Below are 24,633 nucleotides of genomic sequence, written 5' to 3' on the forward strand. Positions count from 1 at the left end.
TCATCCTTTCGAATCAGAATACATAGCCATTCTATGACTTGGTAGTGTTTTGTTTAGTTTTTCCTGAACAAATAAAGCTGAATCTACTAGTGCTTCTTGATTCACACCTGTATGGATGAGCATTTTATCAAACATGTAAACCAAATCATCTGTGGCTACATTTCCACTAGCACCTGGCGCATAAGGACATCCACCCAGCCCTCCAAGGGACGAGTCAAAGGTTGTGATGCCATAATCAAGCGCCTTCACAATATTGGCAAGCGCCATTCCCCTCGTATCATGAAAATGCATGGCTAAACTCTGTGGTTGATATAGTTTAAGCGCCTGAATTAAAAAATTCTCTACCTGCCTTGGGGAAGCAACACCGATTGTATCACCTAACGATATTTCACTAATCCCCATTGTAAATAGCTTTTCGCATATATTTAGGACTTGATTGTAATCAACCTCCCCCTCATATGGGCATCCAAATACCGTTGAAATATAGCCTCGAACTGTTTTTCCTTCAGCTATTGCCTCAGCTATTACTTCTTGTAATACAGGAAATGTCTCTGAAATGGTTTTATTTATGTTTTGTTTATTATGTGTTTCACTTGCTGACATAAAAACGGATACCTCATCAACTGAACAGGCAATCGCTTTTTCAAGTCCTTTCATGTTTGGGACAAGAGCCGCATAAGTGACCAATGGATTTTTCTTGATATTTCGAGCGACTTCTACTGCATCTGCGAGCTGCGGGATCCATTTTGGGTGAACAAATGAAGTCACTTCAAGATAAGAAAGTCCTGTGAATGATAATTGATTAATCCACTCAATTTTGTCAGCTGTAGATAAAATCAGTTTTTCATTTTGCAAACCATCCCGTGGTCCAACTTCCTTAATCGTTACGCTTTTGGGCCAATTCATTCTATAATCGCCAGGACATCGCCTTCATTTACAAAATCGCCTTCCGTAATATATATCTGCTTTATCTTGCCCGATGTTACTGCTTCAAGTGGTATTTCCATTTTCATCGATTCAAGAATGATGACTTCTTGTCCTCTGCTTACGGTGTCTCCTTCAGACACAACTATTTTCCAAACACTTCCTGCCATACTTGCGACTACATCTGACATTTAGATTCCTCCTAAATAGTAGTGCTATTATTCTTTATATACCTGTCGATAAAATCTGTAGTCGTTTCACCTTGTTTGTATTTCTCATGGACTGCTATTTCTTTTAATAATGGTAGATTCGTCTTAATACCTTCCACTTTGTAAAGATCTAAGGCTTCAATTAAGCGTTGAATGGCTTGTGATCGTGTACTCCCTTTTACAATCAATTTTGCTATCATCGGATCATAAAAATGAGACACAATAGAGCGATTATCAACAGCTAACTCATGACGAATATATTCCTTCTGTGGCACTTTTAACGCGGTAATTTTTCCTGGTGAAGGTAAAAATGTATTAGGGTCCTCGGCATAGATGCGAACTTCAATACTATGACCGTCTCTATTAATCTCTGCTTGTGTAAATGCTAATTTTTCTCCTTGAGCAATCCTAATCTGCTGTTCAACAAGATCCAAACCCGTTATTTCTTCGGTAACAGGGTGTTCAACTTGTAGCCGAGTATTCATTTCTAAAAAGTAATAATTTTTATCACTATCAACGAGAAATTCGAATGTACCAGCATTGTAATAGCCAATCGCTTCAACAGCTTTTACTACTGCGTTTCCCATTGCTTTTCTCGTTTCATCATCAAGAAAAGGTGACGGAGCTTCTTCAAAAACCTTCTGGTGCCTTCTTTGGATCGAGCATTCTCTTTCCCATAAATAAACACCATGACCAAATGAATCTGCAAGCACTTGAATTTCGATATGTCTTGGCTTTTCAATCAATTTTTCAATGAACATCTCACCATTCCCAAAAAACATAAGTGCTCGCTTTTGATTACCTTCGTATATTTTCAATAATTCCGCTTCACTATTCGCCACCTGCATGCCGATACCCCCCCCGCCAGCTGCTGCTTTTAACATGACAGGGTAACCAATCCTTTTCGCTTCCACAACAGCTTCTTTGCTGTCGACAAGCGGACGTGACAAACCTGGAACTACAGGCAGACCACATAATTCCATCAATTTACGTGCGGCGACTTTATTGCCCATTTTCTCAATTACATCCGGATGAGGACCGATGAAAATTAAATCTTCTTTGGCACATTTCCGTGCAAAATTAGCATCTTCACTTAAAAAACCATAACCGGGATGAACAGCATTACAATTTGTCAGTTTAGCAATTTCAAAGATTTTCGTTGCATTTAAGTAGCTTTCATTAACTCGAGGCCCACCTAGTAGATAGGCTTCATCCGCTTCAGACACATATGGGGCGTCTTTGTCGGCTTCCGAATAAACAGCTACAGAAGCAATTCCCATTTTCCTGCAAGTTCGAATGATTCTTGAAGCAATTTCACCCCGATTTGCAATTAGAATTTTTTTTATCATCGTAATCCTCCAGATGAAGACGATTTTAGTTAAACTCGTTTATTTTTTTAGGATTTTTTATATTTCTGTATATGGTCATTAACAGCCAAGCTGCCTGGCAATCACCAATCTCTGAATCTCAGAAGTTCCTTCACCAATTTCAAGCAGCTTTGCATCACGTAAATATCGCTCAACTTCATATTCACGCATATACCCTGAGCCACCATGAATTTGGATTGCTTGATTGCTCGCGCGGAATGCGGTTTCTGTCGCAAACAATTTGGCATATGCGGATTCTTTTGTAAACGGTTGCATTTTATCTTTAAGCCATGCTGCTTTGAATACCATATTGCGTGCTAATTCAATTTCCATGGCCATATCAGCTAATTTAAATTGAATCGCTTGGAACTTTGAAATTGATTGACCGAATTGAATACGTTCTTTTGAATAGTTAAGTGCCCGATCAAATGCCGCTTGTGCGATACCGACTGCAAGAGCCGCAATGGAAATTCTCCCGCCATCTAGCGTATGCAAAAATTGTTTAAATCCCTTTTCTGCATCACCAAGCAAATTTTCTTTTGGAACTCTGACATTGTCTAGAACAATTGCACAAGTGTTCGAAGCTCTAACTCCCATTTTTTCATAGTTGCATGTAATCGATACTCCTAACGTATCTGTTGGCACAATAAAAGCTGAAATAATATTCTTTCCTCGGCTGTCTTTCCCAGTAACAGCTGTAATTGTGACGGTTCTTGAATAGCCAGCGTTAGTAATCCAGCATTTTTCACCATTAATCACATACTCGTCACCTTCGAGTATAGCAGTCGTTTTCGTTCCTCCTGCATCAGAACCAGCATTAGGCTCCGTTAATCCAAAGGCTGCTAACGTTTTTCCTTGAGCTAACGGAACGAGATATTTTTGTTTCTGTTCTTCTGTACCAAAGTAATAGATTGGACTTGATCCGAGTGAAACAGCTGCTGCATAGCTTAACCCAGTCCCAGCGCAAGCCTTGCCAATTTCTTCAACAGCAATGGCATATGAAATCATATCACCGTCTGAACCGCCATATTGTTCCGGAAACGGCAGACCTAATAAACCTAGTTCGCCCATTTTTTTGAAAGCAGCTTCAGCAAATCGAGAGTTTTCATCAAGCTCAATCGCTATAGGCTTGATTTCCTTTTCTGCAAATTCTCTAACCATTTTTTTTATCATCTGCTGCTCTTTCGATAATTCAAAATCCATAATTTTCCCCCTTTTAGATTAGAATATCAAGAACCCTAGAGCTAAGACCGACTAGTTGGTCTGTTTAACATAAAATTAACTTTTTTATCATGTAACACCTAATTCAAGTACCAGTAGGTAAACGGTTATGAAGGAAGTATGACTGAAATTCTGGATTTTGTTTCGCTTTTTCTGTCAGAAGAGATTGAAGAATAAAGTCGACATACATATCAGCAATTTCTTCAATCGATTTCTCGCCATCCTTTTTGTACCATTTGTACGACCAATTAATCATGCCGATAATCGACATTCCAATTATACTGACTGAAATTTCAGGTCTAAATTCACCTAAATCGATTCCTTCTTGAATCACGGCAAATATTATATCTCGGTATGTCTGCCGCTTTTGCTTAATGGTTTCTTCATATTTTGGTTTTAAATACGTACTTTCTTGATAAAAAACTGAGATATGTGCTTTGTAGAGGTCAAATACAGTAACAAAGGATTTGATAATTTTTTGTAGTTTGTCTGTGGGGTATGTACTAGATACAATTGCTTTTTCTGCATTTGTTAATACATATGAAATAAAATAGTCATGAATGACAAAAAGAAGCTCATCTTTAGATTGAAAATGGTGATAGAATCCTCCCTTACTAGTACCGCTTGCCTTTACAATCTGGTTTACAGATACACCGTGAAAACCATGTTTTTCAAAGAGGAATAGTGATGTGTTAATAATTTGTTCTTTTAATTCCGTAGCCATCCCCTCCTACTTTTTTAATGTAAAAATACTCTCATTTTTACTGTTCAATCTTTTGAAATTATCCGGTCAAGTTTATTTTATCAGAAAATTATGAATTGTCAATTTTCAATAAACTTATTACTTGATTACTGTGTTATCGAGACGATTGCTTGAAACTGGAATTTTCAGCAAAAATGGGGGAGTACTCCCCCACGATTTCACTTTAATCGTTCAGTAATGGTTTGATTTTTGCTTTAGCGAACTTCCATTCCCCTTTTTTATAAGTCCATTTTGATTCAATAAGCGCAATACCATCCATTTGATCTATTCCACTTACTAACTGAATTCCAACTAGCCCTTTACCATTTCCGATAAATTTTGCAGGTTTTAAAGTAGAAAAACCATCAACCAAAAGTTCTGTCGCTTCATTCAAAATACCATTTGAATAGATGCCTAATTTCTCATAGTCTACTTTACGATCAGTTAAATCGATGACCACTGGCTTTTTCCCAGTTATGGTAAGCTGCGCCTGATAATTATCTAGAAACTGAGCTGTGATTGGTACGGTTTTTGGAACTGGTATTTCATTTATCATGTGATCCTTAAAACCGTATAGAAAGGAATTCAATATTCCGCTACTTCGACTAGTTTCTGTTGTTATTAACACTTCTTTAACACCATCATTATTCACATCAATAAATTGAACGGTTGGCTTATAACCACTAGCAAGCGGTAATTTAAACTTTTTCTCTCCTGTATCGACATACAATGTTATTTCCTTTAAAAATTCAGCATCTTCTTCGTATTTTAGACCTTTAACCACCAATCGATCCTTGATACTATCACCAGTGATATCTCGTTTTTCTATATCGAAAATCGTTTCGTTTGATATGCCATGGTCCTGTGCTGAAACTGCTTGGTACGTAAAAAAAACGGCTAGTAGAAAGATTAAATATTTCAACATATTTGTTTTCATATTCATGTAAACACCTTCCGAATTTTTTATTAAATCTTTATTACCTCTCTTAACCATTTCATTCATCGATTGATATTTCTCTCAGCAAAGAAGTTCTCATCCCCATTAATGGTTAGGTCCACTTTACTTACGCTAATACTCTCCCTAAGCTGCAGAAAAGAGTTTTACTACAAAACTTGGAAAAAGAGGCGATTTTCAGCCCTCAGACAAGCTAGGTGCAACAGCTAAATTGAGCTGTTAAAATATTTCTCTTTTTTGCTTAATTTTTTCTCAACAATGTAAATTAGATCTAGTATCTCTATAGTTAAGATACATTCCCACTCATATATAGGACATAGGAACGAAGCTTCGCGACTAACCGATATAGTTAATCTACTTTGCAGATATACACATCTTATTAAGAAAGTACTTCAAAATTCGGCTCCGCATTGCCACTATTGTGATTTGGTGAGTGTAGCGTGCTCAATGATAGATCTCTATTAATAAATGATGGCGTTTTAACGCCATATTTGTTTTGTAAGTTTATTATTACCAGACAATGAAAAAGTATGAAAAAAAATCCTGTACAAGGAATTTACACTTGTACAGGATTTTTATATAACTATTAAAAATAAGTATACGATTTAGCGGATCCATTTTTTAAGTTACAATTATCAGGAATCTGGATTCGTTTTATCTCTTTCTGCACTAACCTTCCAAATTTCTTTCGCTTTTCCTGTCTCCGATTCATCTACTATAAATGAGCCGTTTGTATAGCGATCTGTATAACGTAATCCGTTAACAAGAACAGATTCAATAATACCTTTTTCTGTTTCAATATAAATCTCATCACTCGGTACGACTGTTTCAAGACCGATTACTCGATGCGGATTTGATTTAAGTTCTTTTAACATAATGAGACCACGTTTCGCTCGCGTAGATTTATCAAATTCAGTAAGTTTCATTTTCTTAACTGCTCCGCGCTGTGTCACAATTAAGATGGCATCAGATGTTCCTTTGTCGAGAATTTTACCCCCCGCCACAAAATCTTCATCCTTTAAGTTTATACCTTTAACTCCAGCTGCTCTGACTCCAATCGGGCTGATTTCTTCCTCATCGAACCAAAGTGAAAAGCCCATGTTCGTTGCTAAGAAAACATCACTGTTCCCGTCTGTTAAATAGACATCCACTAAAGTATCGTCACCTTTTACATTGATGGCAACTAAAGGCTTAGAATGGCGTTGTGCTTTATAAGAACTTAACTCGGTCTTCTTCACCATACCGTTTTTTGTAATAAATAACAAATAATGTGGGTGTTCAAAACTTTTAACCGGAATTGCTTTTACAATTTGTTCATCTCTGTCAATTGGAATGATGTTAGCTATATGCTGACCCGTTTCTTTCCAGCGAATATCCGGAAGCTGATGAACTGGGCAGTATAGATAATTTCCTTTATTCGTAAATAATAGAAGAACGTCCGTAGTATTGACCTCGAATTTTTGCATAAGACGATCTGAGTCCTTCATCCCAAAATCTAGACCACCGGATGCAGTATATGATCTGAGTGATGTCCGTTTAACATATCCTTCATTCGTAACGGTTACTATCACATCCTCGCTTGCAACCAAAACCTCAAGGTTAATCTTAATTTCTTCAATTTCACCTTCAATAACTGAACGGCGTGGATCATTATATTCTTTTTTTACAAATTTTAATTCTTTCTTCATAACCTGAAATAGAGCTTTTTCGCTTTCAAGAATTTTTGTTAGCTCTTCAATTTTCTTTTTCAGCTCTTTTTCCTCTTCTTGGAGTGCGGTAATATCAGTATTCGTTAAACGATATAATTGCAACGAAACAATTGCTTCAGCCTGAGGCTCCGTAAAGCCGAACATCTTCATTAAATTATTTTTAGCGTCTTTTTTATCTTTCGAGGCACGGATTGCTGCAATTACTTCATCAAGAATGGACAACGCCTTCATTAACCCTTGAACAATATGCGCTCGATCATGTGCCTTCTGTAGCTCATAACGTGACCGGTTTTCGATAACTTCTTTACGATGATAAATATAAGCATCCAAAAGCTTTGGCAAAGTCATCAAAGTTGGCCGTTTTTTATCGATGGCAACCATATTAAAATTATAAGCCACTTGTAAATCTGAATTTTTGTATAAATAATTCAAGACCCCATTGGCATCCGCTTCTTTTTTTAATTCAATTACAATTCTAAGTCCTGTCCGGTCCGTTTCATCACGAACTTCTGAAATGCCTTCTACTTTTCGATCGAGGCGGAATTCATCCATTTTTCTAACTAGGTTTGCCTTATTCACTTCATAAGGAATTTCTGTCACAACAATTTGCTGTTTACCACCGCGAATGTCTTCAATTTCAGCTTTTCCACGAATGATAATTTTCCCTTTACCTGTCTCATACGCCTTCTTAATACCACCGACACCTTGAATAATTCCTCCTGTAGGAAAATCCGGTCCTTTTAGAACTGTCATCAATTCATCAACCGTGACCTCAGGGTTATCAATGCGCATTATGGCAGCATCAATAACTTCTCCAAGTTGGTGTGGCGGCATTTCTGTTGCATAACCTGCTGAAATACCAGTCGATCCATTTACAAGTAAGTTGGGGAACATCGCTGGCAGCACAACCGGTTCAACAGCAGTATCATCAAAATTCGGTACAAAATCAACCGTACGTTTATCAATATCCCGAAGCAATTCAGATGCAATTCTAGAAAGCCTCGCCTCTGTGTAACGCATTGCTGCTGGTGGATCACCATCAAGGCTTCCGTTATTTCCATGCATTTGGATCATGACATTTCTTAATTTCCAATCCTGACTCATCCTTACCATTGCTTCATAGACAGATGAATCACCATGAGGATGGTAATTACCAATAACATTTCCGACAGTTTTCGCCGATTTACGGAAATTCTTTTCATGGGTATTTCCTTCAACGTGCATAGCATAAAGGATACGACGTTGAACAGGTTTTAATCCATCACGTGCGTCAGGTAAGGCACGATCTTGAATAATATATTTACTATAACGACCAAACCGATCGCCAATTACTTCTTCTAAAGGTAAATCAAGTACTTTTTCCTCAGCCATCTCTTAGTTGCCCTCCTCTGAAATCGACATATTTTCGTTATCCAAAATGTTCGATTCTTCTTCGAGACCAAATGCAACATTGGATTCAATCCACTTTCTGCGCGGTTCAACCTTATCCCCCATTAATGTTGTCACACGACGTTCTGCTCGTGCACCATCATCAATCTTGACACGAATTAATGTTCTTGTATCAGGATTCATTGTCGTTTCCCAAAGTTGATCAGCATTCATTTCTCCAAGCCCTTTGTACCGTTGAATAATATAGCCTTTACCGATTTTATTAATGGCGCCCTGAAGCTCTTCATCACTCCATGCATATTCCATTACTTCCTTTTTACCTGTACCTTTACTCACTTTGTATAACGGCGGCAGAGCAATATATACTTTTCCAGCTTCAAAAAGTGGCTTCATATAGCGGTAAAAAAACGTAAGCAATAATACTTGGATATGTGCACCATCAGTATCTGCGTCAGTCATAATCACAATTTTATTATAATTCGTATCTTCTACATTAAAATCTGGTCCAACGCCAGCTCCAATCGCATGAATAATCGTATTAATTTCTTCGTTTTTAAATATATCCGAAAGCTTAGCTTTTTCTGTGTTAATGACTTTACCCCGTAAAGGAAGCACAGCTTGGAATCGGCGGTCACGACCTTGTTTAGCAGAACCACCGGCAGAATCACCTTCGACGAGATAGATTTCATTCTTCTCTGGGTTTTTCGATTGGGCAGGTGTTAGTTTTCCAGAAAGAACTGAATCTGATTTCTTACGTTTCTTTCCACTTCTTGCTTCCTCTCTTGCTTTACGGGCCGCTTCTCTTGCTTGAAATGCTTTTATTGATTTCTTAATTAGCATTGTACTCGTATTCGGATCTTCTTCAAAAAAATAGGCAAGATGCTCAGAAACTATGGAATCGACAGCAGAACGGGCTTCACTTGTTCCTAATTTCCCTTTTGTTTGACCTTCGAATTGCAATAGCTCTTCTGGAATCCTTACAGAAATAATCGCAGAAAGACCTTCACGAATATCCGTTCCCTCCAGATTTTTATCTTTTTCTTTTAATAATCCTGTTTTTCTCGCATAATCATTAAAAGCACGTGTCATCGCAGTTTTAGCCCCGACTTCATGCGTTCCACCATCTTTAGTACGAACATTGTTTACAAAACTCAAAATATTTTCTGAGTATCCATCGTTAAATTGAAAGGCAAAATCCATTTCGATTCCATTCTGAACGCCTTCAAAGCTAACTACACTTTGGAGTGTATCTTTTTCCTCGTTCAAATATTCAACGAAAGCTTCAATCCCATTCTCAAAATGAAACTCATCTTTTTGATCATGTCGCTCATCAATCAGCTCAATTTTCATACCTTTTAATAAAAAGGCAGATTCACGTAATCGCTCAGACAAAATATCATAGTTGAATGTTGTCACTGAGAAAATAGTTGGGTCTGGTTTGAAGTGTATCGTTGTCCCAGTTTGATTTGTCTTTCCTATCTTCTCAAGGGTTGTTTCGGGTTTTCCACCATGATGAAACCGTTGTTCATAAATAAAACCGTCTCGTTTAATTTTAACGACTAACCATTCAGAAAGAGCATTAACTACTGATGCACCAACACCATGTAAACCACCGCTCGTTTTATACCCACCTTGTCCAAACTTTCCGCCAGCATGTAAAATCGTCAAAATAACCTCTGGCGTCGGTTTACCCATTTTATGCATCCCAGTTGGCATGCCTCGTCCTTTATCCGTTACACTTATACTATTATCTTTATGTATTTTAACAATAATAACATCTCCATAACCGGCCAATGCCTCGTCAACGGAATTATCGACAATTTCATATACCAAATGATGCAATCCTCGCGCATCAGTGCTTCCGATATACATTCCCGGCCGCTTCCGGACTGCCTCAAGCCCTTCTAATACTTGAATGGCTTCATCATTATATTCTATGTTATTTGTAACTCTTGCCACAGAAATTCCCCTTTCCTTCATTACCACAATTTCCGGGCCATATCAAAAAGATGAAATGACTGAAAATATTAAGAAATGCGCTAGCTTTCAGTTCAACCGTATGCTAGATACCTCTAGCATGTAAGTTATTAGCTAAATACTAAAACTCATTAAAACTTATTCATTTCTCTTTGGAGAAGCGAAAATGAATGGAAATGATAAATAATATTATGAACTAATTATAAATGAATTCACTCAAAAGAACAAACGTTCTAATTTAAAAAGTTAAAAATGCCCGATCAAAGGCATATCTATGTTTATTGTAGCGAAATTTTTCAATATAGCAAATTTGCTTGTTAATTTAACAAAATAACTACTATGTATACAAATACGTAATTATTCAAATACAGTGCAAAAAAAAGGAGCGCTAGTCCGCTCCTTTTTCCATTACTTTGTAAGGGCATGTTCGACTTTAATGCACCGGTCCATTATGACAGTATAACCTTTTTCCTTTAAAAAATCATACGCTTCCTGATTTTCAACGCCAAGCTGAGCCCAGAAAATATCTGAATCAATTTCGGCAAATTCTTTTGCAATTTCAGGTAGAAATTCAGAGCGTCTAAACACATTGACAATATCAATTTTCCCCTCTATATCTTTTAAAGAAGAAACAGCTTTAACCCCTAAAACTTCAGTTACTGCTGGATTTACCGGTATGATATCATACCCGCTTTTCTGCATTGCCTCTGAAACCATGTATGAAGTGCGGTTTGGGTTATCAGATAGACCAACTACAGCGATTCGTTTTGCCTTTTTTAATATGATACCTATTTCTTCTCTAGTAGGATTCTCAATAGCCATTACAATACCTCCCCTTTTGTTGAAAATTCGCTTCATTATGATCTAATTCCTTGTTACTATGAAAAATAGTTTTAATAAGGAGCAATATCCTATCTTTTCCCCATATTAAACTGTTTTAAAACTTAGTATTGTTTTCGTTTATAAATAAATTTTGTCCATTGGTCTGTAATAATTGACAAAATCGAGCCAAAAATTAATCCATTATTTAATAATGATACTACAATCGGAGGTAAACCTGTAAATGCGCTAGCTGGAACAAACATAACACCTACTCCCCCAAGGAGCGATATCCCAACCACTGTTCTCACTCGGTTAGATTCTTCTTCTTTTTCTATTTCTAAAAATGCCATGCCGATCATGCTTGTAAAGACAACAAACATAACAGAATACCCTACAGGAACTGGAATGGATGCAAGAAAATTCATGACACTTGGCATAAAGCTAGATAGTATTAGCAGGAGGGATCCGATTATAAATGGCAATTTTGCCGCGACTTTTGAAGTAGCTATGAAACCCGAAGCCCCTGATAATGGTACGGGTCCTACTGCACTAAATACCCCTCCCAGCATCTGACTGATGCCGGTAATATATCCAGATGCACGTAAATTTGTTTTCGCTTCTTTTTTAATGATCGACTGAACCGCAAGTTCAACTACTCTTATGCTTGCGATCAAATTCGTAAGTAAAAGCAAGGTTACAAACACCGCCGTTATGATCATTCCACTATCAAATGTCGGTCTACCGTATACAAATATTTGAGGCATATTGAAAATTTGCACAGGTGTGTATGTATTAGGTTTAATTGCCCCAAAAACGGCAAACAAAATCCAGCCTACAGCAAGCGAAATTAGCACTGCATATTGGCGGACTATACTAAGCTTATGCCTCGTAAAATAAAATGTCAAAAGAACAGTTACAAAACTTAAAGCAGCAATTTTCAAATCCACTTTTTCGCTTACATACCCTACACCTAGCATACCGTTTAAAAAGGATTTACTCAATTGGATGACAAGTAATAATAAATAAATTCCAATTACAGCTGGTGTAAACATCTTGCTAATCTTATCAATAAGACCAGCCATACTTAATAAAATGAAAAGAAGGCCACTTGCAATTAACGCTCCTTGAAGAGCTTGCAATGTTTCTCCTGCCGAAGAAAAAAGTGTTGTGCTAAATCCCGCATAAATTGTAAAGACACCCCACCAAAGTCCAGCTGGCGCTTCATTTATCGGTAATTTATGCCCGAAAAATATTTGTAAAAGTCCAGCAAGCGCAAAAATAAATACTGTTCTTTGTACAAAATTAGCAGCATCCTCTCCTGTTAATCCGAATAAATCTGCAATTGCAATCGGAGCAACGATTGATGAAGCAAGCATAAAAGCCACCCACTGGATGGCTGCAAAGACAGTTTTCATAAATTCTCAAGTCCTTTCATTTCCTATAAAAAAACAGAATCGTCTTAATCCTCTTTTTCAGAAATTTATTTGCTGTTCTAAAAGCCATAAAAAATACTATCATTTTTTCTCAAAAATTTCTAGCACACGTCTAAAACAATCATTTCCCACTATTTTATGGCAAATGAAAATAATTGAGAAAAGAGTTAATAGTTCTATAGTCAAACGAATATTATCAATTTAGCTATTAATAGACACGAAAAATCTTTCATACAGCTTCTATAGTAAATATTTTTTTCTACACCCATAGTATTTTTAAGAAGAAATGATAAAATACATAACAGGAACCTTCTAAATTTTGATGAGAAAGGGCTATAATATGTTTACTATTATACTAATTTTAATTCTTGCCTATCTTATAGGCTCTATTCCTTCTGGTTTAATTATTGGCAAAACATTTTATAATACTGACATTCGGGAACATGGCAGTAAAAACCTTGGTGGAACAAATACATTCCGAACTCTTGGTATTAAAGCCGGTCTGATTGTAACGAGTATGGATGTTTTAAAAGGAACACTCGCAACACTGTTGCCGCTTATGTTCGGGACAGATAATCTTCATCCACTGATTCCTGGTGTCGTCGCAGTTATTGGACATATGTACCCAATTTTTGCTCGCTTTAAAGGTGGAAAAGCAGTTGCTACTTCTGGTGGTATTTTACTTGGTTTTTCCCCTATATTATTCGGTATTATTTTGATTGTATTTTTTCTAACATTATACTTAACAAAATACGTATCATTATCATCGATGATTACTTCGTTCATCTCAATTATATACGTATTGGCTTTTCAAAGAGAGCAATGGATTTTATTAATTGTTGTCTCTGTACTCTTCATATTTATATGCTATCGTCACCGGGCAAATATTAAACGTATTATTAATAAAACAGAACCAAAAATTAAGTGGCTTTAGCATTCCTCACTTTATCTAGTTTTTTCTCCTGAGACTGTCTCAAACGAAAGTGTCAGACCCCAAACTACAATATATAGTTCAATTGATGTATATATAACTCGATAGACTGTGTATAAAGTGTGAGGTCAGACTCTTTTGAGTCAGACTCTGCCAGTAAATTTTATACATCTCTTTATAATTACTTTTATTGTTGAATACAGATATCATTGAAGGAGTGATTAGCTTGAAGCCATTACAAATTTCACCTGAAACAGCAATTAAACTCTCGGAAAAACTAAAGCTACCAATCGAACAAATTTTACATATGCCTTCTCATATATTAGTCGCAAAACTGGCAGAGCTAGAGCAGAAGCCTCGCGAAAAATAAAGGAAGACTAACATCAGTGGTAATTCATCTCCCAATAAGGTTAGCCTCTTTACTGAAGATATATCAAAAACACATCATAATAAGCAATATATGTTCAACACACTTCATTCGTATCATTCGCATCTTTCTCCAATATGCTTTATACTACATCTATCCCGCTTTAACGAAGTGGAATGGAGATATTAGTGACACTAGAACGGGACTAACAATCAGTGAGGATGAAAAGCCCCCCACTGATTGAAGTTTCACTTTATTGCATATTGGAAGGAGATTACGATGAATATTATTATCTCTGATAAGGCCATCACGTGGTATAAAGAAGAATTAAATTTAAAAAGTGGCGATAGTGTTCGTTTTTTCGCAAGATATGGAGGCCATAGCCCGATCCAAAGTGGTTTTTCGTTAGGTGTAAACAGCGATCAACCAATTGATATAGGTGTATCTGTACAGAAAGATGACATTACTTTTTTCGTTGAAGAAAGTGACTTATGGTATTTTGATGGTCATAATTTGAGAGTAAATTATAATGAAAAATATAATGAGCCTGAATTTCATTACGAAAAATAATGATTGAATTAGAAGAGGATGTCTCAATGCTTTGAGACATCCTCTCTTGTCTGCAGACGCTTACATACGAATAAGCTTATTTACAATGCCTTCTTTCTTAAGGATTTCACGTTGTTTTTCACCGAGAAGATCGTAATGTGAGTACCCATCCTTCCGATTATGTATCCATTCTTGCTTAAGCCCATGACGTGCTCCCCACTCTGCTAACTGCCTCATATTCTTACAACCTACTTTTGTCACAGTATCGCAACCTGGAAATCGATCATCTAGCCAATAGTGGGTAATAAATGCTATTTCTCCATTATCTATTTTCCGTTTCCATTCAGTAATATCTTTACATTTTATGCCGAATGCCAAGACACACACCTCCATTTTTTGCTTGTGTCATTACTACGCACGCAACTACTTGTTATTTGTAAAGTCTTTTATCCCGCTTTTACGGGCAGTAAGACCCCCACCTCAAGGCTTAGAGGAATCTAAGAAGCATTGGTGGTGGACACTGCCCGTTAAAGCCCGATTGGTGAGATACAGTGAAACTTACCGATGCACGAGCAGAAGTTAAGTTTGCGCCCACAGAATGTGGGTCACACAGACGAAGACATGAGGACGCGGCGTACTTAGTCTGTGATTCATTGATTCGGGTTCGTACTGTCCGATTGATCGAAGCGAAAGCGAAGATCTTAGCGACAGTGGAACGGGATTAACAACCAGTGGGGATGATGCCCCCACTGGTTGAAGTTTCACTTTATTGTTCAATATCCTTTTTCTTGTTCGCTTCATAAACCACATGCCAATCCGGTAAAAGTCGCTTAATTGAAATTGGCCTGAAGCTTTCCTTTTTCACACATACATGAGCAGAACTAGCAGAGACAGCTAACTCTGCATTTTCGGTCAGAATTTCATACCCATACACAACACGAAGTCCATCATATGACTCAATCCATGTTTTAACAATGGCAATTTCACCGTAACGAAGTGGTTTTTTATAAGATACCTGGATATCAATGACTGGAGATAAAATCCCATCTGCCTCCATCTCTGCATAATTAAAACCCAAATCTTTTATAAGCTGTGTTCTCCCAATCTCCAGCCAAATCACATAATTAGCATGGTACACAATGCCCATTTGATCCGTTTCTGCATATCGAACTTCAATTTTTTTTTCAGATACTAGCATTACATTTCACTCTTCCCTATTTTTTCTGCTGCTTTTCTTAAGTCTTCTGTCATTAAAATGGTCAAGTTTTGTGAATTATTTTCGATCGACTTATTCATGATCCGCATCGCTTGTTCTTGTATAGCTTCATCAACTAAACTTGTTGCAAAACGACCATTCCCTTTAACTAGATGATTGGTTAAATATTCATTCAACCAACTAATTGCTTGATCTTCCAATTTGTATTGGTATTGAACCGCATAATTTTCGATAATTTGTAAAAGCTCTTCAGCTGTATAATCAGGAAAATGGATGAATTTTCGAAATCGAGAACGTAGCCCCGGATTGCTCTCAAGAAGACGGTTCATTTCCTTACTATATCCAGCAAGAACGACAACTAGATTTTCATTATGCTTAGTCATTTCCTCAACAAGTGTATCAATGACCTCTTTACCAAAATCATTTTCCGACTTACTGAATAAAGAATATGCTTCATCAATAAATAAAACTCCGCCTAGTGCTTCACGAATTTTTTTCTTCGTCTTAATAGCTGTTTGTCCGACATATTCACCTACAAAATCGGAGCGTCCAGCTACAATCATATGGCCCCTTTTAAGCAGACCTGTCTCTTTCAATAATTCTGAGTAGATTTTGGCAACTGTTGTCTTACCTGTTCCAGGATTCCCCGTGAACACTGTATGTGATTGAATTGGTACAGCTTGAAGACCATAATTGCGTCTGAGTTGCTGCATCTCAACAAATGCAATAATCGCTTGTACTTCTTTCTTAATTTCGTCTAAGCCTACTAATAAACCTAGCTTTTCTCCAGGAGAGATAGTAGGTTTTAGTTCATTTCTCCGGAAGTCTTCTCCTGTGAGTGACGTATAATGGAGAATAGGATTTTCATCTAAGTCTGTACGAGCTCCTCTTTTAAAAATAGCGTCGTTGACAATTGATCGTACAGTTCTAGCATTCCCAAAGGTTTCATCTACTTTTTCGGCCTCAATACGCATCTCAAGTTCCATCTTTGCATCCTTAGTCATTAGATAATCATTGTCTCGTGCCATCCCTTCCGCAAGTTGAAGCAATTCTTCAGTTGTGTAGTCTGGAAGCTGGAAATGATTGGACTGAGGGAATCTACTTCTTAAACCTGGATTAGCCTGTAAAAATTGACGCGTTTCATCAGGATATCCAGCTAAGATCACGGCAAATTTCCCTGCGTATTTTTGATTACTCATCAGTGACACAAGTGTATCAATTACTGTTTGTCCGTAATCATTCCCTGATTGACCTTCTCGTTTTAAACTGTATGCCTCATCAATAAATAACACACCGCCGAGAGATTTTTCCACAGCATTTTGCACTCTTTCTTCTGTTTGACCGATAAATGAGCCTACTAGTTGTGAGCGATCCACTTCTATCACTTCTTCTCGGGGAAGAACACCTAATTCATAATAAATTTTAGCAAGGAGGCGAGCAATGGTCGTTTTGCCTGTTCCCGGATTCCCGGTTAGCACCATATTTAGACTTAACTCATCTCTAATTTGCAGACCAAGTTCTTTTCTTTTATTTTGATATTGCAAGAAACGATAATATTCATTCATTCTATTTTTCACTTCAGCTAATCCAATCATTGATTGCAGTTCGGCAAGTGCATCTTTAGGTTGAGTTAAGACGTCCATGCTCGTTTGAAATAAAGCATTCCACTGTTTTTTCACTTTCATTACACGATCCAAATGTTCCTTCATATCGTTGAAGTGTGTCGCTGTATGGAATACCCCTGAGATGGACTCCTCATATTCCTTTGCAGCCTGAAGGAGCTCTGTAAGCTCTTCTGATGCTTCTGAAAGCAAAGTAATAGCTGCTTTGTAGTTTTTGATGGTTCCATCCTCAACATGATTATTTGCCTGTTTAAGTGATTCTTCAAGTTTGCTACGCTGTTCCATTATTCTTTCCATGTATTTCCCACATAAATAAATATATTCTTCAGCTACTTTTTTCTTTGCTGTTCGATTATCTGTTTCACGTATTAGCGGAAATTCAATAACAGAGAACACTTCACTATATTTCTTCCAACCAGAGCTTGCAAGGAGCTCATTCGCCCGCTTATTGTTCGCATCAGAACGGACTGCTTCTCTGAGCCATGTTTCATATAGTGAGTCCTCACCATGAAGAAACTTCTGGCTTTTAGCAAGCATACTAAATAACTCAGATTGATAAGAAGCTAATGATTGAATGTTTTCAATCTCAGCTAAAAGTGCCATGATTTTATGTAAGTCATTTATATACCCTTTTTCATTAATCTCTTCCGTTAATTCTTTTATTTTTACATCATAATCATGATGTTGATGTTTATTCCTTGTATTCATTCTTATCCCATCTTCCAATAACAAATTCTTTTCCATCTTATCATACTAAGTCGATTTTTTTCTCGTTTGGAAGTACCGCCCTCTTTTTTTCCATAAAAAAAGAAGAAAGAATCTCTTCTTTCTCCTTTTTATTTACTACTCGAAGTTATTTATTCAAATCCATTCTCTCTGGCTTGTTTTTCATCTTGAATTTCATTTTTAAAAGACTCTATACTTTCTTGTCTTCGCTGATTTTTTTCTTTTATTGCATTTCTTTCATCTCCAGAAGCAAACTCCAATGTTTCTTCAGCTGCTTCTATATTTTCCATTGTGTTCTGAATCATGTCTTCAAGCTTTTCTACGTTATCACTGCGATCATCAGGATTATGCTTATAATTCATCGAAATGGCCTCCTAATAAAAAATAAATTTTATTAGTTTACATAATTATTTTATGTAAACTAATTTTACTATTCACCCTTCGTTTGAATAACTTGTGGGTGCTGGCCGCTTTGATCTTGCATTTGTTTACCTTTATTTCCACCTGCAGAACGAGATTTCATTCCAATTTGATTCGGTGCAAAATGTTTGGAATCTTTTTTTGGATTGCTCATCAATTTTCCCCTCCTCAAGAATAGGATGACCGAAGGATAAGTAAACATTACCGGAATTATTTGTTAAATATTACTCTGCTTTTTGTAAATGTCTCCGCTCAATACGATCTTCAATTTTTGCCAAACGCTCCTCATCTTGCAACAACTCTTGTTTATTTTCGTTAATTAACTCTGCAAAAGTCTTTTTCTTTCGTTTCAAACCCTTCACCCACCTACCCAATTGTATTTAACATTACTATTACCAATTAATAAGTGGTTTATAAGTGAACTTTCAAAAAATTCAATTAGCTGTAGAAAGTACCTAAACAAAAGGACCAGATCCCAAACATCTATATATCGTTTAAGACGTGATGATGACACGATAAACGGTGTATAGAGTGTTTAGATCTGACCCTTTCATAGACATTCTTATTTCATATCCTCAATAAATTTTTCCATTGACTGAAGAGAAACTTGACCAATATGTTTCCGGCTAATAAGGCCTTCGCTATCAATAAAATATGTAGTTGGCATAGCCGAAACTTTATACCGCTTATTTACAGCATTTTTTATGTTTTGAGAATCAAGCAAGATTGGGAAAGTAACGCCCATTTCATCGACAAAAGTTTGAACATCATTCTGTGAATCAATGTTAACCGCAAGTATTACCGTATCTTTACCTAATCCGTTTGCAAATGCCTCCATATCAGGCATTTCCTCACGACACGGTCCACACCAAGTAGCCCAAAAATTGAGCATGACCTTCTTTCCTCGATAATCCGATAACTTTACCGTCTCACCATTTAGTGTTGCCAATTCAAAGTCGGGTGCCTTTTGGCCGCTACTAAGATTGCTTAAGCCACCATTTTCTGCTTCTCGTTCTTCTCTTGTGTCCATAGCCTGAACAATAACAACGATAATAAGCGCAAGTAAAAAAGTTGCTGCCATTATTCTTTTGTACATATGTATTCACCTAATTCTATTGGATAATTTAATTAGTATTTGGTATCTACTATATCTTACCAATATTCATTGAAGTAATAAAGGTTTTTAATGAGCAGATTACGAATAAGTAGATTCCTTATAGATATGACATTAATAAAAAAGAATGCCCCTTTGCAAAGGTGGACTCCGCCATGCAACATTCAGTAAACTGTGTGCTGCAGGCGAAGTCTCCTCTTCTAGGACATCCTCTTTATTAAGGTGAAATTACCCTTTTAATTTACCACGTAATACCATTTGTAAAATACCGCCATGACGGTAGTAGTCAATTTCAACTTCAGAATCGAATCGAACAAGTACTTCAAATTCTTTTTTGTTTCCAGCTTCATCAGTAGCTGTAACTTTTACGATATCACGCGGCTTTACAGTTTCATCAATTTGAACATCAATTGCTTCTTTACCCGTTAAGCCAAGTGTCTCAGCATTTTCACCTGCTTTGAATTGAAGTGGTAGAACACCCATTAACACTAGATTAGAACGGTGAATACGTTCGAAGCTTTCAGCGATTACTGTTTTAATGCCTAGAAGGTTTGTACCTTTTGCTGCCCAGTCACGTGAACTTCCCATTCCGTAGTCTTTGCCGGCTAAAATAGCAAGACCAGTACCATCTGCCTTATACTTCATACAAGCATCATAAATAGCCATAACATCACCAGTTGGCCAGTAAGTAGTATAACCACCTTCTGTACCAGGAGCTACTTGGTTGCGAATACGAATGTTTGCAAATGTTCCACGCATCATAACTTCATGGTTGCCTCGACGTGAACCATATGAGTTAAAATCACGTGGTTTTACGCCATTTTCACGTAAGTAAATACCGGCCGGTGTATCTTTACCGATAGCACCTGCAGGAGAAATATGGTCCGTTGTAACTGAATCACCGAATTTACCTACAATACGTAAGTCAGAAAGTGCTTCAACTGTACCTGGTTCTGGTGACATTCCTTCAAAGAATGGCGGATTTTGAATATATGTTGAAGTTGTATCAAATGTATACAATGCTTCATTACTTGTTTGAATCTCATTCCAGCGCTTGTTATCGTTAAATACGGTTTCGTATTCTTTTCGGAACAATTCTGGTGTTACAGTTGCTTTAACAACAGCATTTACTTCATCTTGAGAAGGCCAAATATCTTTTAGATAAACATCATTACCGTCTTTATCTTTACCTAATGAATCGTTTTGGAGGTCAAAATCCACTGTTCCAGCTAGAGCATATGCTACAACCAACGTTGGTGATGCTAGGTAGTTTGCTTTAACCAATGGATGGATACGTCCTTCAAAGTTACGGTTACCAGAAAGCACAGACGTTACAAGCAGATCGCCTTCTGCAATGGCTGCTTCGATTTCAGGAGCAAGTGGACCCGAGTTTCCAATACAAGTTGTACATCCGTAACCAACAAGGTTGAAGCCTAATTGATCAAGATAAGGCTGTAGACCAGCATCACGAAGATAACCAGTAACAACTTTAGACCCAGGTGCTAGTGATGTTTTTACATAGTCAGGAACAGTTAAGCCTTTTTCTACTGCTTTTTTCGCAATTAAGCCGGCGCCAAGCATAACATACGGGTTAGACGTATTCGTACAACTTGTGATCGCAGCAATTGCGATTGCCCCAGTTTTCATTTTGGACTCATGACCATCTGCGAAATTCACAGTTACTTCTTTATCAATCTCAGAAGACCCTAAACCAAAGCCTTGGTTCCCCATAGGAGCATTAAGCGCTTCTTTAAAAGATTGTTGCATTTGAGAAAGTGGAATCAAATCTTGCGGGCGCTTAGGACCTGAAAGATTCGGTTCAATTTCAGATAAATCAAGCTCAATTACATCAGTGTAAATTGGATCTTCTTTGTCAGGTGTAAAGAACAATCCATTTGCTTTAGAATATGTTTCAACTACTTGAATTAAAGTTTCGTCACGACCGGTCAGACGAAGATAATCAATTGCTTCTTCATCAACTGGGAAGAAACCACAAGTAGCACCATATTCTGGAGCCATGTTTGCAATAGTTGCACGGTCTGCTAATGGAAGTTTAGATACTCCAGCCCCAAAGAATTCAACAAATTTACCAACTACTCCATGTTTACGAAGCACTTGTGTCACTTTTAATGCAAGGTCAGTAGCTGTAGTTCCGTTTGGAAGTTCACCTGTAAGTTTTACTCCAACAACCTCAGGTACTGGGAAGTATGAAGGTTGGCCAAGCATGCCTGCTTCTGCTTCAATTCCACCTACGCCCCATCCAAGAACTCCAATACCATTAATCATTGTTGTATGAGAATCTGTACCAAATACAGAGTCTGGATATACTTCTAAGTCCCCATTTGGAGTGTCAACAGATTGAACAACATTGGCTAAATACTCAAGGTTAACTTGGTGAACAATCCCAGTTGCCGGCGGAACTGCACGATAGTTATTGAATGATTTTTGAGCCCAACTAAGGAATTGGTAGCGCTCAGCATTTCTTTCAAACTCAAGATCCATATTCACTGAAAGTGAATCTAAAGTACCTGCTTTATCTACTTGGACGGAGTGGTCAATAACTAAATCAACTGGAATTTCAGGATTGATTTTATCAGGATCTTCCCCAAGAGCAGCCATTGCACCGCGCAAAGATGCAAGATCAACAACAGCCGGTACCCCTGTAAAATCCTGTAGAATAACACGTGCAGGTTTGAATGGTACATCAATGTCTTTTAATTCGCTAGTCCCCCACTTAGCTAAATTATCGACATGTTCTTTTGTAATAACTCTGCCGTCTACTTGGCGCAGTACCGCTTCAAGCAGAACTTTAATGGAATATGGAAGACGAGAAACGTTTCCAACTCCTGCTTTCTCAAGCGCTTCCAAATTATAATAGTTATAGCGCTTTCCATCGATTTCAAAAGAAGAGCGTGATTGATACACATCATTTTTTGTCATCAGAATATTACCCCCTAAAAAACTATACGAAAATCATTTGAACATGAAAAATTATAACATGTTAAGTAAAAATCCCCACATTACCATGTTCTTTTTCAACTATATAAAAAAACCCCTTTTTTGTCGAAAAGTTTGAATCTTCTCCCATCAAAACTTTTCTTACGAACTAATAGTAATATAGAAATGAATATAAGTAAATAACAAGAAAGTTATTGTTTTTGATAAGTTTTACTTATATTAATCAGTTTCGTAATTATTTACTTCCTTATTATATATAGTATTCCCTATATAAACTTAAACAGTCTATTAGTTTTTTTGTTATAACGTTTCACATTGATTCGGAAGTTATGTGGTCAATTATGTGGTCAAAGTATAGTTAACATGTTGTCAATTTTATTTAAAGTGATTCTCTTTCTAAAAGGCTGTTTTCACATACTTTGTTGCTTTTCAATCATTTTTACACTAATAACCCGAGTTGATTTCCGTTGCAGGTCCTCGCTTTCCGCGGGCGGTCTCAGAAGCCTCCTCAGTGCTTTGCACTTGCGGGGTCTCCCTCAACACGCTTTTCCCGCAGGAGTCTCGCACCTTCCACTACAATCAACATCTGTTCGAATTGGTTTCTTGCTAAAAACAACATTCTTTACGAAAAGAGCTTTCTAAAAAGACTTAAATCACCCCCAAACAACTTTCAACCCATTCAATAAAAGGGGCATGATTTGGATTAGAATATAACCTAAATCAGCGTTCTGTATACTACTCCATGCTCTATCACTTTTTCTTAACCTGAAGAATAAGCATGCTCCTACAATAATTACAGAACAAACTGTAAAACATATAGCAAATATAAGATCAATCAAAGGATCCAAAGTATGGCCAATTGTCACTAATGTCTTACACATGTAGCTTTGGAGATTGGAAGGGCTTTGAAAATATAAGTGTAGAAGAATTATGGGGATATCTTGTGGACGAAAAATAGTTTTCAAATTTTTGTCTCACTTTTATTAAGAAGCCTGACAATTTCCCAACTACGTTACTCCACATTCGCTCCCTATAATGGAATAGCTAAAATATGATTTCAATCATAATATTACTTATTTCCTCTTTCACTAAAGCACCAGTTAGTTCAATAATAAGTTAATCTTGAATCTCCTTATCATATGTTTCTGCAACAAACACAAAATCGAACTGTTCTTTATTAATAAATGTACTTGTTTTAGAACGATAACCTGTTTTTACACAAACAATATCGACCTCAACAAGGTGAAAACTCACCTTAAAGGCTTCTTTAATATCAAGTCCACCTGTTAGGGAATATATTCCATCCCCAAATGACTTGAATACAAGTACCTTTTCTTCCAAACTACTCTCATCCATATCAATCCATTCATCGTTTATGAAAACTTTGAAAGATGGATGCTTTGGAATGCACTCGATATGATTTATCCCTTTATAGCAACGTAATGTATACATATAAGTATGCGTTTCATCAGTTTTAACATCAATCCCATATTTAAAAGCAAAGGTCTTATAAACTAGCTGATAAAATAATGGCATGATAATATCATCCCATGCGTCATAGGCATGAGCATGAATTGATATTAGATGTGGGTATAAACTAACAAGTGCCTCTTGAAAATTTAGTAAGATTGTTGTATCTGAAATTTTTTGTAAAGCATCATCTATTTCATGGTCATTAACTCTCGATAATCTTTTATCAATCATACGATTTACTCCTTGCATCAGTATTATAAATATATTGAACGTTATTCTAACTTATATAATACTTTACCTTGATCAACTATCCTGACCCGCAACTAAATAAGCTAGATTAAAAAACTCCTCTTATTTTATTTCAAGAAGAGTTTACATAATCACTCTTATCGGTATTGAAAAAGGATCTTCAGTTTGGTCTTATCCCCGTCAAGTAGACAATTAATAAAAAGGTTCACCTATTAGGCAGCCTTAGCTCTATATTCAGTAGGGCTGAGGTTATTTAATTT

General features: G+C 36.8%; 23 protein-coding genes. 4 read left to right on the forward strand and 19 right to left on the reverse strand.

Going from position 1 to position 24,633, the window contains the following annotated elements; all coding sequences use genetic code 11:
• The 10 genes from HNP81_RS21430 to HNP81_RS21475 all read right to left on the reverse strand — a co-directional run bounded on the left by HNP81_RS21430 (window position 1) and on the right by HNP81_RS21475 (window position 12,730).
• Window positions 1-906 carry a hydroxymethylglutaryl-CoA lyase gene (locus HNP81_RS21430; protein ID WP_182503966.1) on the reverse strand — a complete coding sequence of 302 codons (906 nt, stop codon included), beginning with the start codon at window positions 904-906 and terminating at the stop codon, window positions 1-3.
• Entirely contained in the window at window positions 903-1,115 is a 213-nt protein-coding gene (locus tag HNP81_RS21435; protein ID WP_028390763.1) for an acetyl-CoA carboxylase biotin carboxyl carrier protein subunit, read from the reverse strand. The genes HNP81_RS21430 and HNP81_RS21435 overlap by 4 nt, the downstream gene beginning before the upstream one ends.
• Window positions 1,116-1,126: 11 nt before the next feature.
• A complete protein-coding gene (locus HNP81_RS21440; protein WP_182503967.1) occupies window positions 1,127-2,482 on the reverse strand; it encodes an acetyl-CoA carboxylase biotin carboxylase subunit in 1,356 nt (451 codons plus the stop codon).
• Window positions 2,483-2,560: 78 nt separating this feature from the next.
• Window positions 2,561-3,703, reverse strand: a complete 1,143-nt coding sequence (locus HNP81_RS21445; protein ID WP_028390761.1) for an acyl-CoA dehydrogenase family protein — start codon at window positions 3,701-3,703, stop codon at window positions 2,561-2,563.
• Between the two features lie 103 nt (window positions 3,704-3,806).
• Entirely contained in the window at window positions 3,807-4,445 is a 639-nt protein-coding gene (locus HNP81_RS21450; protein WP_182503968.1) for a TetR/AcrR family transcriptional regulator, read from the reverse strand.
• 202 nt (window positions 4,446-4,647) lie between these two features.
• Entirely contained in the window at window positions 4,648-5,406 is a 759-nt protein-coding gene (locus tag HNP81_RS21455) for a YybI family spore inner coat protein (protein WP_182503969.1), read from the reverse strand.
• A gap of 647 nt (window positions 5,407-6,053) precedes the next feature.
• Window positions 6,054-8,498, reverse strand: a complete 2,445-nt coding sequence (parC, locus tag HNP81_RS21460) for a DNA topoisomerase IV subunit A (RefSeq protein WP_182503970.1) — start codon at window positions 8,496-8,498, stop codon at window positions 6,054-6,056.
• 3 nt (window positions 8,499-8,501) lie between these two features.
• Window positions 8,502-10,475: a DNA topoisomerase IV subunit B gene (parE, locus tag HNP81_RS21465; RefSeq protein ID WP_028390757.1), complete on the reverse strand. Its 1,974-nt coding sequence runs from the start codon at window positions 10,473-10,475 to the stop codon at window positions 8,502-8,504.
• A 426-nt stretch (window positions 10,476-10,901) separates the two neighbouring features.
• The gene (locus HNP81_RS21470) at window positions 10,902-11,315 is read right to left on the reverse strand and encodes a CoA-binding protein (protein WP_028390756.1); all 414 of its coding nucleotides are present in this window, start codon (window positions 11,313-11,315) and stop codon (window positions 10,902-10,904) included.
• 122 nt (window positions 11,316-11,437) lie between these two features.
• A complete protein-coding gene (locus HNP81_RS21475; RefSeq protein WP_028390755.1) occupies window positions 11,438-12,730 on the reverse strand; it encodes a purine/pyrimidine permease in 1,293 nt (430 codons plus the stop codon).
• Between the two features lie 358 nt (window positions 12,731-13,088).
• Here HNP81_RS21475 and plsY point away from each other — a divergent pair, with 358 nt between their 5' ends.
• The 3 genes from plsY to HNP81_RS21490 all read left to right on the forward strand — a co-directional run bounded on the left by plsY (window position 13,089) and on the right by HNP81_RS21490 (window position 14,616).
• Window positions 13,089-13,682, forward strand: coding sequence for a glycerol-3-phosphate 1-O-acyltransferase PlsY (gene plsY, locus HNP81_RS21480; protein WP_182503971.1), 594 nt, complete (start codon window positions 13,089-13,091; stop codon window positions 13,680-13,682).
• A 223-nt stretch (window positions 13,683-13,905) separates the two neighbouring features.
• Window positions 13,906-14,049 (forward strand): YycC family protein, encoded by a 144-nt coding sequence (locus HNP81_RS21485; protein ID WP_084552242.1) that lies wholly within the window; start codon window positions 13,906-13,908, stop codon window positions 14,047-14,049.
• A 276-nt stretch (window positions 14,050-14,325) separates the two neighbouring features.
• The gene (locus HNP81_RS21490) at window positions 14,326-14,616 is read left to right on the forward strand and encodes a HesB/YadR/YfhF family protein (protein ID WP_028390753.1); all 291 of its coding nucleotides are present in this window, start codon (window positions 14,326-14,328) and stop codon (window positions 14,614-14,616) included.
• Between the two features lie 60 nt (window positions 14,617-14,676).
• On the opposite strand, the gene HNP81_RS21495 is transcribed toward HNP81_RS21490, so the two are convergent.
• Window positions 14,677-14,973: a hypothetical protein gene (locus HNP81_RS21495; protein WP_182503972.1), complete on the reverse strand. Its 297-nt coding sequence runs from the start codon at window positions 14,971-14,973 to the stop codon at window positions 14,677-14,679.
• Between the two features lie 173 nt (window positions 14,974-15,146).
• On the opposite strand from HNP81_RS21495, the gene HNP81_RS21500 reads away from it, so the two are divergent.
• Window positions 15,147-15,320, forward strand: a complete 174-nt coding sequence (locus HNP81_RS21500; RefSeq protein ID WP_182503973.1) for a hypothetical protein — start codon at window positions 15,147-15,149, stop codon at window positions 15,318-15,320.
• Between the two features lie 41 nt (window positions 15,321-15,361).
• Here HNP81_RS21500 and HNP81_RS21505 read toward each other — a convergent pair whose 3' ends face one another.
• From HNP81_RS21505 to HNP81_RS21540, 8 genes are all read right to left on the reverse strand, one after another.
• Window positions 15,362-15,793: an acyl-CoA thioesterase gene (locus tag HNP81_RS21505; protein ID WP_028390751.1), complete on the reverse strand. Its 432-nt coding sequence runs from the start codon at window positions 15,791-15,793 to the stop codon at window positions 15,362-15,364.
• Window positions 15,793-18,141 carry an AAA family ATPase gene (locus HNP81_RS21510; RefSeq protein WP_182503974.1) on the reverse strand — a complete coding sequence of 783 codons (2,349 nt, stop codon included), beginning with the start codon at window positions 18,139-18,141 and terminating at the stop codon, window positions 15,793-15,795. Before HNP81_RS21510 ends, HNP81_RS21505 begins: the two co-directional genes overlap by 1 nt.
• 149 nt (window positions 18,142-18,290) lie before the next feature.
• Window positions 18,291-18,521 (reverse strand): small acid-soluble spore protein Tlp, encoded by a 231-nt coding sequence (gene tlp, locus HNP81_RS21515; protein WP_182503975.1) that lies wholly within the window; start codon window positions 18,519-18,521, stop codon window positions 18,291-18,293.
• 68 nt (window positions 18,522-18,589) lie between these two features.
• Window positions 18,590-18,733, reverse strand: a complete 144-nt coding sequence (locus HNP81_RS21520; RefSeq protein WP_028390748.1) for an acid-soluble spore protein N — start codon at window positions 18,731-18,733, stop codon at window positions 18,590-18,592.
• A 70-nt stretch (window positions 18,734-18,803) separates the two neighbouring features.
• Window positions 18,804-18,932 (reverse strand): FbpB family small basic protein, encoded by a 129-nt coding sequence (locus tag HNP81_RS21525; protein ID WP_220478678.1) that lies wholly within the window; start codon window positions 18,930-18,932, stop codon window positions 18,804-18,806.
• Window positions 18,933-19,141: 209 nt separating this feature from the next.
• The gene (locus HNP81_RS21530; RefSeq protein ID WP_182503977.1) at window positions 19,142-19,675 is read right to left on the reverse strand and encodes a TlpA disulfide reductase family protein; all 534 of its coding nucleotides are present in this window, start codon (window positions 19,673-19,675) and stop codon (window positions 19,142-19,144) included.
• A 246-nt stretch (window positions 19,676-19,921) separates the two neighbouring features.
• On the reverse strand, window positions 19,922-22,633 hold the full coding sequence (acnA, locus tag HNP81_RS21535) for an aconitate hydratase AcnA (RefSeq protein ID WP_182503978.1): 2,712 nt from the start codon (window positions 22,631-22,633) through the stop codon (window positions 19,922-19,924).
• Between the two features lie 1,134 nt (window positions 22,634-23,767).
• Window positions 23,768-24,355, reverse strand: coding sequence for a hypothetical protein (locus HNP81_RS21540; RefSeq protein ID WP_182503979.1), 588 nt, complete (start codon window positions 24,353-24,355; stop codon window positions 23,768-23,770).
• Between the last annotated feature and the right edge of the window lie 278 nt (window positions 24,356-24,633).

This window comes from Peribacillus huizhouensis (assembly GCF_014138605.1).
Lineage (GTDB): Bacteria > Bacillota > Bacilli > Bacillales > DSM-1321 > Peribacillus > Peribacillus huizhouensis.